We start from the raw sequence: 12,240 nt of genomic DNA on the forward strand, positions 1-12,240 counted from the left end.
ACGGTTCGACAACCCGTTGCTGATTCTCTCCCCTCCTATCGAGGCTCCTCCCTCTCCTGACCACTAACGGTTTCTCAGAGATGCGCCTCTGCTGCCCCGCCGTTTCGGGCAGGTGGCTTTAGGCTTGCGCTGGCCTTATCCGTCGCATTCGAGAGGGAAAGCGCGGGAGGCATTCATGCTTCGCGAACCCGCAGCGGAGCGCGCGAAAGGGGGGCGGGACGGGAAACCCGCCCGGGCTCGGAAAGCATCAGCCTCCCGCGCGCGGCTTGTTGTGAACCCGGCCTCGGCGCTCCGGCGCCATCAGGGACGAACCCTCAGAGACGCCTTATGCACGGCTTTGCGCGCAGCCCTGGAATCGTGTTCCAGCACTGGCGAGGCTGGGGGAGCGTGTGCGCAGCCTGCCCGGACAAGCTCAGCGCCTCTTCCTCCCCGCTCGGATTCCTGAGGCCGGCGGGTGCGAGACCGCCGGCGCATCAGAACCGCATCCGCTCTCCACGACCGACGCCTCGGGCGCGTCCCTCGGGAGAAATGGACCCCACGGATATGGCCCAGCTTAGGCATTTTGTCAAGAACAAAAGAGGAACATTATTGCGGTATCGACTGCCAAGGCGTCATCCCTTTCCGCCTCTCGTCATCCCGGACGGCGCAGCCGAGCCGGGATCGCGCTCAGGAGATGGCGCAGGAAAACCTCTCCCGCCCGGGAGAGGGAACCCGCGCCATGCTCGTCATGCGATCCCGGGTTCTGCTGCGCAGCCCCGGGAGGACGCTTTCCCACTCAGGGGAAGGGGCGGTGACAGCCCTCCTGCAATCTCGGCCGGTGAATGTCAGGCTCCTGTCGAATCCTGGATAGGCAAAGCCCCACCCTCCCGATGCCCTGGAAACAACCGGACACTTATGCGTTAGGCTTCGTCTCATGGCCCGACGCATGTTCGCTCAGCATGGCTGGCGAGGGACAAGCCGCTCCCGTTTCTTTAAAAGGGCGGCTTCCGGATTCTCGAAGGACCTGAGATGGATCAGCCGAAACCTCCCGCCACGCCCGCTCTCAGCCATGCCGAGATCCGCACGATCATCATCGGCATCATGCTGGCCATGCTGCTGGCGGCCCTCGATCAGACCATCATCGCGACCGCGCTTCCCACCATCGGACGCGAACTCGGCGATTTGGAGCATCTGCCCTGGGTGGTGACGGTGTATCTGCTCACCTCGACGGCGGTCACGCCGCTCTACGGCAAGTTCAGCGACAGTCACGGCCGGCGCGTCACCATGCTCATCGGCATCGTCGTCTTCATCGTGGGCTCCATCGCCTGCGCGGTTGCGCCCACCATGTTCGCTCTCATCCTGGCGCGCGGGTTGCAGGGCGTCGGTGGCGGCGGATTGATCGCGCTCGCGCAGACCATCGTGGCCGATCTCGTGCCGCCGAAGGAGCGCGGAAAATATCAGGTCTACTTCGCCAGCGTGTTCATGTCGTCGAGCCTTCTCGGCCCGGTGCTCGGCGGGTTCTTCGCGGAGCATCTGCATTGGTCGGTGATCTTCTGGATCAACCTGCCGCTCGGCCTCATCGCGCTGTTCATCACGTTCCACACGCTGAAGAAGCTGCCGCGTCACGACAGGCCGCATCAGCTCGATCTGCTCGGCGCCATGCTGATGGTCACGGCGACCGTGTCGCTGCTGCTCGCCTTGAGTTGGGGCGGCCTGCGCTTTCCGTGGTTCTCGCTGCCGATTCTCGGGCTCGTCGCAGGTTCAGTGGTTCTGTGGGGCCTGTTCGCGATCCGCATGCGGCTTGCGCCGGAACCGCTCATTCCACCGGGCGTGCTCAACAATTCCGTGGTGCGCATGGGCGTGCTCTCGGCCTGTTTCGGCATGGGCACCTATATCGGCCTCACCATCTATCTGCCGGTTTATTTCGAGGCCGTGCGCGGGTTGTCCGCGTCTCTCTCCGGCCTTGCGCTCATTCCCCTGATGGCAGGCACCGTCTGCGGCGCGACCATTTCTGGGCGCAGCATGGCGAAGGCGAAACACTACAAGCGCCTGCCGATGGGCGGCCTCCTCGTTGCCATGGTGGCGACAGGCGTGCTGGCGGCCTCTGCGCACACCATCTCCATCACGATGATCGAAGTGCTGCTCGCCATCATCAGCGTGGGCCTTGGCACGCTTCTGCCGGTGTCCACGGTCGCGATTCAGAATGCGGTGAAACCGCACGAACTCGGGACTGCTACGGGCACAGCCAACTTCTTCCGCTCGCTCGGCGGCGCGCTCATTGTCGCCGTGTTCGGCGCCATCGTGCTCAGCGGCGCGGGGCTCTCGGGAGCTACGAGCTTCGAGACGCTCGGGCATACGGCGGCGCAGAGCGGCGTCGATCTGGGCGATATCTTCTCCTATGTGTTCGTGGCCGCAAGCATCGGCTTCGGGCTCGCGCTTGTCTTCCTCGTTGCCATGAAGGAACTGCCCCTGCGCGGCAGCGCCGTAAAAGCGGCGGAAGCGGCCATCGCCGATTGATCGGCTTTCTAGAGCCGCCCTTTGATCAAAACCCAGGCGGCGGCCAAGGCGATCACGAGAATCAGGAAGAGGCCGGTGATCTCGAAGATCTTCTCCGCCCGCTCCGTGGCGGCCGGGTGAGGGCGGGTTGATGTGTCCTCTTCCAGGATCGAGCGCTCGCCGAGCGCCTGTTGAACCGGCAGGGGCGAACCCCATTCCGGGAGAGCTGGAGGCTGAAGAACGCCGGGAAGCAGGGGATTCGGCGGCATCGCTCTCTCCTGCGGGCTTGGCCGAGGAAGATCGTGGCTTCGCTCCGTCAATGGCCGGGGCCAAAGGTTGTTTCATCAAACCTGCGGCCTCATGCCTGGGGATAGCTTGGCAAGATTGTGGAGGAATCCGTAAATCCCGGCCTTCCACGGGCTTTGGCATGGTAGGAGCAGGGCAGTTTTAGCGCCTTGAAGAGGGAGGCTGATGAAGGTCGGCATCGACATGGGAGTGCTCTCCTCCGCACCCGGAGGCTCGAGGGCCGAGCTCAATCTGGAAGAGCTTCTGGCGACGCGTCTGCTCGTCCAGGGCAATTCCGGCTCCGGCAAGTCGCACCTCCTGCGCCGCCTTCTCGAGCAGAGCGCCAACCTCGTGCAGCAGGCCGTGATCGACCCCGAGGGCGATTTCGTCACGCTCGCCGACAAGTTCGGCCACGTCGTTGTCGATGCTTCCCGCTCCGAGGGCGACATCCAGCGCATCGCGGCGCGCGTGCGTCAGCACCGCGTCTCGGTCGTGCTTTCGCTCGAAGGCCTCGACGCCGAGGCGCAGATGCGCTGCGCCGCCGCCTTCCTCGGCGGCCTCTTCGATGCGGACCGCGATTTCTGGTATCCCATGCTCGTGGTGGTGGACGAGGCGCAGTTGTTCGCGCCCGCCGCCGCAGGCGAAGTCTCAGACGAGGCGCGTAAAGTCTCGCTCGGCGCGATGACGAACCTCATGTGCCGTGGCCGCAAGCGTGGATTGGCGGGCATCATCGCGACGCAGCGCCTCGCGAAGCTCGCGAAGAACGTGGCGGCGGAAGCCTCCAACTTCCTCATGGGCCGCACCTTCCTCGACATCGACATGGCCCGCGCCGCCGACCTTCTCGGCATGGAGCGCCGACAGGCCGAGATGTTCCGCGATCTCGAACGCGGACATTTCGTGGCATTGGGCCCCGCGCTGTCGCGCCGTCCGCTTCCCATCCGCATCGGCGAGGTGGAAACCTCCACGCGCTCCGGCTCCTTCAAGCTCATGCCGCTGCCGGAACAACCGAAGGAAGACGCGCGCGATCTCATCTTCACGCCGGGCGAGGACGAAGCGGTGGCGCGTCCCGTCATGCCGCGCCGCGCGCCGCCTCCGCCGCCAGCACCCTCCACCAACGATCTTCTGGCGCAGCTCGCCCGCACCCGCGCCGCGGCCACGCCCGAAGCACCGGTTGAAGCGACGGAAGAAACCAAGGCCGAGCGCGAGGCTGCGCTCGATGCGATCTTGCGCGAAATTCTCGACGATCCCGAAGCCGCGTTCCGCTCGGTCGCCGTTCTGTATCAGGATTTTCTCGTGCGCTGCCGCATCCGCCGCGTGTCGGGCGAGCCGCTGAACCTCAACGCCTTCCGCCGCCGTCTCGCAGTGGCGCGCGCGGGCGTCGACACCGCGACCGCCGAGGGCACGGAGTGGGATCGCGCGGTGGCGTTCGCGAACGATCTCGAAGAGGACATCCAGGGCGTCTATCTGCTCCTCGCCCGCGCCGCGATGGAGAATTCCGCCTGCCCGCCCGACGGCGAAATCGCCCGCGCCTGCGGCAGCCGCTCACCGGGCCGCGCACGCCGCCTCATCGCCTATATGGAAACCCGCAACATCGTCGTCACCCGCAACGACCCCCGCGGCCTGCGCATCATTGCGCTGCCGGATCTGGGCTGGGAAACAGGCCCGGGCGACCCGAACGCATTCGAGGAGCCGGTGAGTTCAGCGGCTAGCGGGGATTTGTTTGCGGCGGGGTAGGCAGACAAACAAATAAATTCAACAGAGAGCCGCGTGTGATGGAACCAGAAGTGATTTCATCTGAAAGTTCTAAGGACCCTCAGGGCTCATCCTCTGAGGCATCATGGAAGTATGTTTTTACCGGCCTAATTTACCCAGAGCGCGCAATGCTTAATATTCCTCAGACAATTGCGCGCAACATTAATTCGCCGCATGCTGGCCTGGTTGGCTATTTTACGTTCAATATCATTTTTAACCAGCTTGTTGCGACATTCGAGTCGTCGAGCGAGATAGATAACCTCTATACGCTTCGTAATACAGTTGAAGAGCTTGCACATAGCATTGTGGATCTAATGTCCATCGATACGCTGTTTTTCAGGGATATCGATATAAAAACAGCATATGACGTAAGAAGGGGAATCACACACGTTTTTGGAATAGATTTTCCCGGGCTAAGTCCCACAGAACAAACTGCTGTAGATTTGGATTTCTATTTTAGCATAGCTTCACAAAGCCGGTATTTCCAAAAGGCTGTTACAGATCTTAAGTATGCTTTGAAAATCCCCCCAGACACAGGCTTCTTCTGCTATCGAGCCTTTGAAGCCCTTGTTAATGATTTCAGAGTTTCATTCTCTCTTAAGGACAAGCTTGCGGGTATAAAAAAGCTAGAAGAAACTCTTCACGTTCATCCAGATTGTGGAAAGAGACTCATGGAGCTAGCTAGTGAAGTTCGACATGCACATCCCGTATGGATTAGCGGAGATGAACGCGCACAAGCAGTCCAGATTGTTAGAGATATGATAAAAAGGTTTGCGCTTTATAGAAAGACCGGACGGACTTTAGTTGAATCTCATCCGCTCTTGACGGTTCCAGCCATAGAACCTTGATCCTCTTTTAGAGGCAGATCTAAACATCCTACATGCGTGTAAGTTCAACTTAAATAAGTGAGAAGAGCCGGCAGCTTTCGGTGAGCCCTAATTAGAGAACCAATCCATGCAAAACGACCCCCTCAGCCTCAATGAAATTGCCCGTCGCGTCGACGCGAAGGCTGCCGATTACACTGCTTTGAGCGACCGTATCTGGGCGATGCCGGAATTGGCGTTTGAGGAGCATCGCTCGGTGGCGGAGCAGATTGCGACGCTGGAGCGCGAGGGGTTTCGCATCACGAAGAATGCGGGCGGCATGGCGACCGCGTTCGTGGCGGAATACGGTAAGGGCGGTCCCATCGTCGGCATCCTCGGCGAGTTCGATGCGCTTCCCGATCTCGCGCAGGTGTCGGGCGTGACCGAGCACCAGCCGACGCAGAAGGGCACGCCAGGGCATGGCTGCGGGCATAATCTTTTGGGCGCGGGCTCCGCGCTCGCGGCGGTGGCGTTGAAGGATGCGCTGGAAACTGAAGGGATTGCAGGCACCGTGCGCTATTACGGCTGCCCCGCGGAGGAGAGCGGCTCGGGAAAGACCTTCATGGCGCGCGAAGGGTTGTTTGACGATCTCGACGCCGCCTTCTGCTGGCATCCGGAAGTGGTGAACGAGGTGCAGAGCTCATCCTCTCTCGCCTGCATCCAGGCTTATTTCCGTTTCACAGGCCGTCCGTCGCATGCAGCAGCCTCGCCGGAACTCGGGCGCAGCGCGCTCGACGCGGTGGAGCTGATGAATGTGGGCGTGAACTACATGCGCGAGCACATGCCCTCTGATGCGCGGGTGCATTACGCCATCACCAATTCCGGCGGCAATGCGCCGAACGTGGTGCAAGGTTTTGCAGAATCGCTCTATCTCGTGCGCTCGCCGCATCTGCCGGATGCGGAGCGTCTCTTCGAGCGCGTGAAGAAGATCGCGGAGGGCGCAGGCCTGATGACCGAAACCTCCGTGAAGGTTCAGATCACGGACGCGACCTCCAACGTGGTGCTCAACAGGGCGCTGCAGGAGGCCATGTTCGAAAACATGAAGCGTCTCGGCGGGCCGGACTTCGACGCGCAGGATCGGGCTTTCGCTCAGAAGATCCAGAAGGATGCGATTACGCCGGAGGACATCGTGGCGAGCGTCAAACGCCACGACATGTCGCTGAAAACGGAAGTGCTGCACGACGGCGTTCTCGCGCTGCCCACGCGCGAGGACGTGATGATGGGCTCCACCGATGTGGGCGATGTGAGCTGGATCGTGCCCACCGTGCAATGCCACACGGCGTGCTTTGCCATCGGCACCCCGTTCCACACCTGGCAGCTCGTCACGCAGGGCAATCTGCCCGCCGCTCACAAGGGCATGGTGCTTGCGGCCAAAGCCATGGCGGCAACGGCCGCCGATGTCTTACGCAACCCCGATCTCGTCGCCCGCGCCAAGGCGGAGCTGAAGGAGCGTACCGGCGGGCGCAAATATGTCTGCCCCATTCCGCCGGATGTGACGCCGGACGATCTGCGCTCGGCGGCGTAATCCTTAGTTTTCACTCATGCAAGAACCCTGTCCTCAACCGGCAGGGTTCTTGCATTTCGACAAGGTCGTCTTGGCGCGTGGTGGGCTCGCGGCTTGCGGCGCCCAGTCCTATCTTCCGGTCAACACACATGGAGCATCCCCATGAAACTGACTGGAATTCATCACCTCACCGCCGTCACGGCCGACGCGCCCCGCAATCATGCCTTTTACACGCAGGCGCTCGGCATGCGCCTCGTGAAGAAGACCGTGAATCAGGACGATGTGAGCGCCTATCACCTGTTCTACGCGGACGGGAAGGCGTCGCCCGGCTCCGACATCACCTTCTTCGACTGGCCTGTGACGCGCGAGCGGCGCGGCACGCACAGCATCTCGCAGACGGCTCTGCGCGTGAACGGCGAGAAGGCTCTGGGCTGGTGGAAGGATCGCCTCGCGTCCCTCGACATCGCGCATCAGAACGTTGTCGAGCGCAATGGACGCCTCGTTCTCGACTTCGAGGATTTCGAGGGCCAGCGCCTGAGCCTCGTCGATGATAACGGCGCAGGCGAAGCGCATCCGTGGGAGCGCAGCCCCGTGCCGGCGGAGTATCAGATCCGCGGGCTTGGCCCCATCACCATTAGCGTGCCGAAGCTGGAGCGCACCGCGCGCGTGCTCACGGACGCGATGGATATGCGCTTGGCGAAAGAATACCGCATCGGCGACACGCCCGTGCATGTGTTCGCGATGGGCGAGGGCGGTCCTGCGGCGGAGCTGCATGTGGCTGTCGAGCCGGACCTGCCCTTCGCACAGCAGGGCGCGGGCGGCGTGCATCACGTGGCCTTCCGCACGCCGAACGAGAAGACCTATCAGGAATGCTGGGAGCGTCTGCAATCCTTGCGCGCGCCGTCGAGCGGGCCGGTGGATCGCTACTATTTCCAGAGCCTGTATTTCCGCGAGCCCAACGGCATCCTGTTCGAGATCGCCACCGACGGGCCGGGCTTCGCCACCGACGAGCCCATGGACAAGCTCGGCGAGCGCCTCGCGCTGCCGCCTTTCCTCGAGCCGCGCCGGGCCGAGATCGAGGCGGGCTTGAAGCCGCTTTAAATGCATTCCCCGAGCCGCTTCGCATGACTGTGAGGCGGCTCGGGAACAGGCTCATTCGCCGAACACGCCCCAGGCACAATAGCTTTGAAGCGGATGGCGCTTGAGCTTGATGTTGTTCAGGCCCAAGACTTCCTGAACGGCGATTGTCTCGCCAGGAAGCTGCGGGCAGTTCAGCTCGTCGAAAACAAGCAAGGAGCCTTTGACAAGGCGCGGCATGATCTTTTCGAGAACATCCTTGGTCGGCTTGTAGACGTCCATATCGAAGATCGCCATCGACACGATCGCATGCGGATTGTTCTCCAGCCAGGCGTCGATGGTCCGGGAGGCATCACCCTTGATCAGCTCGAACTTCTTGATGTGGTTGATCGCGTGCAGGCCTTCGTGGATGCTCAGGATCTCGTCGAGAGTGTCCTCATAATTTGGCAGCGAGCTGTAATCGCCGATTTCGGCAAAGCCGCCATCCTTGCTGTCGACCGTTGAAAATCCCTCGAAGGTATCGAAGCCGAAGATCGTTCTGGAAACGTTATGCGGCTCGTACATTCCGCGGAAATTCTGCAGCAGGGCCAGGCTGGCGCCCCATTGAACGCCGAACTCGCAGATCACGCCCGGCACGTCGAGAATCTTTTGATAAAGCTCGTGATAATAGATGATGCGGCTCAGCGCTTTTTGCTTGAGCGTGACCATATTATGAAAATTCCAGTTTCCTCCGTATTGAGGAAGCAGCTCTCTCGACAGTGAGAGAAGGCGCGTGTCCAGCAACATGTCGTGCTCGGTGCGGCTCGATAATTCGCCGTTTTGAATCTTGTATGTCTGCTGGTTTATGTCTTTCTGCGGGTAGGTATCTTTCATCTTTTCTCTCACTGGCTCTGCGCGCGTACACTGGCTTTTGTCCAGGCTTGTGGGGGCAGAACAAGCAACGCGAAGAATGGGTGAGAATAAATAACGGTCGATCCGTGTAGACCACAAGACACGTTTATAATTTTACATGATATGACATTGCGGCAAGGCGCCTTTAATCCGTCTTGGCGATTTCAATCGATGATGTAAGTACTCTCGCAGAGTCTCATAGGATTATCCTCAGGCGCCAAGATTTTGTAAAAGGCGCAATCCGTGCTGAGGTGAACAAATAATAAGATGCGATATATAATATAATTACATAAGAAAAATATTTAATACATTGTGTAAATATGGTTTTACCCGCTTCATGCTTTAAGAGTAACTACCAATTGCTAATAGGGGCGGGCTTGCCTGGTTACAGATGCGAAACATTGTTCTAGCTGCATTCATTGCGTTCATCGGCTTGTCCGGAAGCGGCACGGCGGAGGCGGAGACGCTGCCCGCGCCGAAACAAAGGCCGATCCTGACGGTCTCAGGCAACATCTCGGTGACCAACCAAGGCAACACGGCGGTGTTCGACCGCGCCATGCTCGAGGCGGTGGGCACGGTTTCGTTTGAAACGGAAACCCCCTGGTATTCCGAGCGGGTGAAGTTCGAAGGGGTGCCCTTGTCCAAGCTCATGCAGCACCTGGGCGCCAAGGGCGAGCATATCGTGGTTACGGCGCTGAACGATTACAGCAGCGACATCCCGTTCACGGACATCACGAAGTACAACGTCATTCTCGCGACGAAGCAGAACGGCCAGTACATGTCCGTTCGCGACAAGGGGCCTCTCTTCGTCGTCTATCCCTTCGACAGCGACCCTGAGTTGAAGCACCAGACCTATTACGGTCGATCAGTGTGGCAGGTCTCCAAGATCACCGTGAAGTAGTCGGGCTTCAGGCATCGTGCTTCGGAGAAAAATCGCTTGTCGCTTCGCACGCTCAAAATTGTGCTTGCCGCCGTCATTGCGGGCTTCATCCTCTCCGCCGCTTACATTTCGATTCTGATTGTCGAGCGTCAGGAAGTCCTCAAGCATGTCGCGCGCTACAACATGCCTTGGCATGCCAGCGCCGCCATGCAGGAATTCGCGCGTTTTGAGCAGCGCCTCAGCGCCTATGCGGCGAACGACCCGACCGTCGACAAGGATGAGGTTTCCCTCCGCTATGAGATCATGGTCAGCCGGTCCGATCTTCTGCGGTCCGGCGACTTCAGGGAATTTCTCCGCATTGCTCCCGAATGGCAGGCGACTGTCGATGAGCTGGCTGAAACGCTTGCCGAGATCCAGCCTGCCATCGAAAACCTGGACACGCCCGAAGCTGCCCTGAGCATTGTCAGGGTGGTAGAGAAATTCGATGCCAAGCTCGCCGGCCTGGCTGCGGCGGCTCTTCACTATGGCGGTCAGCGGGCCGAGCAGGACCAGCAGGAGCTGATCCGCCTGCATTGGATGTTCTCGAGCCTCGCCGCGGGTCTGATCGTGTTCGGCCTGTTCCTTCTCGCGCTGCTGGGATGGCACAACAGGCTCTTGGAAAGGGCGCATACGGAGCTGCGTCTCTATGCCAACAATTTCGAGAATATCTCCCTGAAGCTGGAAAAGACGAACAAGGCCCTCAGCAGCGCCTATGAGGAGCTGCAGCTGCGCAACGAGGCTTTGCAGAACCAGGAGCATGAGCTCAGAACGCAGAACGAACGTTTCGACGCCGCGCTCAACAACATGTCGCACGGCCTGTGCATGGTGGACGGTTCCGAGCACATCATCGTCTTCAACGACCGCTTCGCGGAACTCTTCAGCATCGACAGGAACGTCAAACCCGGCGTGACCCTGAGCGGACTGATGGCGCAGAAGGAAGTGCCGCACCTCAAGGGAATAGAGCCGTTGCGGAAAATCCTGTCCGAGCAGCAGGAGCTCATGCGCAAGCGGCAGCAATTCGCCTTCATTCATGAGGCGGCCGATGGGCAGACCTTCGCCATCTCCCACCAGCCCATGTCGGACGGCGGATGGGTCGCGACCTACGAGGACATCACGGAGCGCAGGCAGGCCGAGTCTCAGATCGCCTATATGGCCCATCACGACGCGCTGACCGATCTCGCCAACCGCGTGCTCTTCCGGCAGCAGCTGGAGCATGCTCTCGAAGAGGCGGAGCGTGAGCGCCTGAAGATGGCAGTGCTGTGCCTCGATCTCGACCGCTTCAAGGACGTGAACGATTCCCTCGGTCATGAGATGGGCGACTCCCTTCTCAAGCTCGTGGCCGAGCGACTGCGCAGCTGCATCCGGCAGCAGGATGTGGTCGCCCGGCTCGGGGGCGACGAGTTCGCCATCCTGCAGCTTGCCATCGACGATCCGGAGGATTGCGCGGCACTCGCCGTGCGCATCGTCGAAACCATCAGCAAGCCCTACGATCTCGAAGGCCAGGAGATCGTCATCGGCACCAGCATCGGCATCGCGATTGCCGCTGAGGGCAACCTGTCCCCCGACCAGCTTCTCAAGCAGGCGGATCTGGCCCTCTACCGCGCCAAGGCCGACGGGCGCGCAACCTATCGCTTCTTCGAGCCGGAGATGGATGCGGAGCTGCAGGCGCGCCGCTCGCTCGAAACGGATCTGCGCAAGGCGCTCCCCAACCGCGAGTTCGAGCTGTTCTTCCAGCCGCAGGTCAATGTGCGCGCCAACGAGATCGGCGGCTATGAGGCGCTGCTGCGCTGGCAGCATCCCGAGCGCGGAACGATCTCGCCCGGCGATTTCATTCCGGTGGCCGAAGACATCGGCCTCATCTCGTCCCTCGGCGACTGGGTTCTGGAACAGGCCTGCATGGCGGCGACCGCGTGGCCGAAGACCATCAAGGTCGCGGTCAATCTCTCGCCTGTGCAGTTCCGCAACAAGACTCTCGTGCAGAGTGTGAGCCGCGCCTTAGCGCGCTCCGGCCTGGCATCAGATCGCCTGGAGCTGGAAGTGACGGAATCGGTGCTGCTGCATGACAACGAGCTCACCGTCGCGACCTTGCATCAGCTGCGCCGCATGGGCGTGCGCATCGCCATGGACGATTTCGGCACGGGCTATTCTTCTCTCAGCTACTTACGCAGCTTTCCGTTCGACAAGATCAAGATCGACCAGAGCTTCGTGCGCGAATTGTCCTCCCGTGCGGATTGCCTGGCCATCGTGCGTTCCATCGCAAGCCTCGGCGCGAGCCTCGGCATGGCCACGGTGGCGGAGGGCGTCGAGACGGAGGATCAGTTCCTTCAGATCACCGCAGCCGGATGCACCGAGGTGCAGGGCTTTCTCTTCGGAATGCCGAAGCCCGCTTCCGAACTCGTTCACACGCTCAGGACCGACAGGCGAAAAGTGGAATTCGCCTGACGCCGGATCACCTCACCCCTTTGGATTGGAGC

The 12,240-nt window shown here is 60.8% G+C and carries 9 protein-coding genes; 7 read left to right on the forward strand and 2 right to left on the reverse strand.

Going from position 1 to position 12,240, the window contains the following annotated elements:
- Nucleotides 1–1,008: 1,008 nt before the first annotated feature.
- The gene (locus tag MHY87_RS08665; RefSeq protein WP_239351058.1) at nucleotides 1,009–2,496 is read left to right on the forward strand and encodes an MDR family MFS transporter; all 1,488 of its coding nucleotides are present in this window, start codon (nucleotides 1,009–1,011) and stop codon (nucleotides 2,494–2,496) included.
- Between the two features lie 8 nt (nucleotides 2,497–2,504).
- On the opposite strand, the gene MHY87_RS08670 is transcribed toward MHY87_RS08665, so the two are convergent.
- Nucleotides 2,505–2,744: a hypothetical protein gene (locus MHY87_RS08670; RefSeq protein ID WP_239351059.1), complete on the reverse strand. Its 240-nt coding sequence runs from the start codon at nucleotides 2,742–2,744 to the stop codon at nucleotides 2,505–2,507.
- Nucleotides 2,745–2,946: 202 nt separating this feature from the next.
- Between MHY87_RS08670 and MHY87_RS08675 the strand changes: the two genes are divergently transcribed.
- The 4 genes from MHY87_RS08675 to MHY87_RS08690 all read left to right on the forward strand — a co-directional run bounded on the left by MHY87_RS08675 (nucleotide 2,947) and on the right by MHY87_RS08690 (nucleotide 7,980).
- Nucleotides 2,947–4,494 carry an ATP-binding protein gene (locus MHY87_RS08675; RefSeq protein ID WP_239351060.1) on the forward strand — a complete coding sequence of 516 codons (1,548 nt, stop codon included), beginning with the start codon at nucleotides 2,947–2,949 and terminating at the stop codon, nucleotides 4,492–4,494.
- Between the two features lie 38 nt (nucleotides 4,495–4,532).
- Nucleotides 4,533–5,360, forward strand: coding sequence for a hypothetical protein (locus MHY87_RS08680; protein WP_239351061.1), 828 nt, complete (start codon nucleotides 4,533–4,535; stop codon nucleotides 5,358–5,360).
- Between the two features lie 106 nt (nucleotides 5,361–5,466).
- A complete protein-coding gene (locus MHY87_RS08685) occupies nucleotides 5,467–6,900 on the forward strand; it encodes a M20 family metallopeptidase (RefSeq protein WP_239351062.1) in 1,434 nt (477 codons plus the stop codon).
- A gap of 141 nt (nucleotides 6,901–7,041) precedes the next feature.
- A complete protein-coding gene (locus MHY87_RS08690) occupies nucleotides 7,042–7,980 on the forward strand; it encodes a ring-cleaving dioxygenase (RefSeq protein WP_255726479.1) in 939 nt (312 codons plus the stop codon).
- Nucleotides 7,981–8,031: 51 nt separating this feature from the next.
- Here the strand turns inward: MHY87_RS08690 and MHY87_RS08695 are convergent, their stop codons facing one another.
- On the reverse strand, nucleotides 8,032–8,946 hold the full coding sequence (locus tag MHY87_RS08695; protein ID WP_239351063.1) for a TylF/MycF family methyltransferase: 915 nt from the start codon (nucleotides 8,944–8,946) through the stop codon (nucleotides 8,032–8,034).
- A gap of 292 nt (nucleotides 8,947–9,238) precedes the next feature.
- Here MHY87_RS08695 and MHY87_RS08700 point away from each other — a divergent pair, with 292 nt between their 5' ends.
- Nucleotides 9,239–9,748 carry a molybdopterin-dependent oxidoreductase gene (locus MHY87_RS08700; RefSeq protein ID WP_239351065.1) on the forward strand — a complete coding sequence of 170 codons (510 nt, stop codon included), beginning with the start codon at nucleotides 9,239–9,241 and terminating at the stop codon, nucleotides 9,746–9,748.
- 36 nt (nucleotides 9,749–9,784) lie between these two features.
- The gene (locus MHY87_RS08705; protein WP_239351066.1) at nucleotides 9,785–12,208 is read left to right on the forward strand and encodes a bifunctional diguanylate cyclase/phosphodiesterase; all 2,424 of its coding nucleotides are present in this window, start codon (nucleotides 9,785–9,787) and stop codon (nucleotides 12,206–12,208) included.
- Nucleotides 12,209–12,240 lie beyond the last annotated feature (32 nt).

The sequence above is a fragment of the Microvirga sp. ACRRW genome, assembly GCF_022346925.1.
Classification (GTDB): domain Bacteria; phylum Pseudomonadota; class Alphaproteobacteria; order Rhizobiales; family Beijerinckiaceae; genus Microvirga.

What these genes read in the sequence shown, in the direction of transcription:
- MHY87_RS08665 (WP_239351058.1), top strand. Translation starts at nt 1,009, where the DNA reads ATGGATCAGCCGAAACCTCCCGCCACGCCCGCTCTCAGCCATGCCGAG.
- MHY87_RS08670 (WP_239351059.1), bottom strand. Translation starts at nt 2,744, where the DNA reads ATGCCGCCGAATCCCCTGCTTCCCGGCGTTCTTCAGCCTCCAGCTCTC.
- MHY87_RS08675 (WP_239351060.1), top strand. Translation starts at nt 2,947, where the DNA reads ATGAAGGTCGGCATCGACATGGGAGTGCTCTCCTCCGCACCCGGAGGC.
- MHY87_RS08680 (WP_239351061.1), top strand. Translation starts at nt 4,533, where the DNA reads ATGGAACCAGAAGTGATTTCATCTGAAAGTTCTAAGGACCCTCAGGGC.
- MHY87_RS08685 (WP_239351062.1), top strand. Translation starts at nt 5,467, where the DNA reads ATGCAAAACGACCCCCTCAGCCTCAATGAAATTGCCCGTCGCGTCGAC.
- MHY87_RS08690 (WP_255726479.1), top strand. Translation starts at nt 7,042, where the DNA reads ATGAAACTGACTGGAATTCATCACCTCACCGCCGTCACGGCCGACGCG.
- MHY87_RS08700 (WP_239351065.1), top strand. Translation starts at nt 9,239, where the DNA reads ATGCGAAACATTGTTCTAGCTGCATTCATTGCGTTCATCGGCTTGTCC.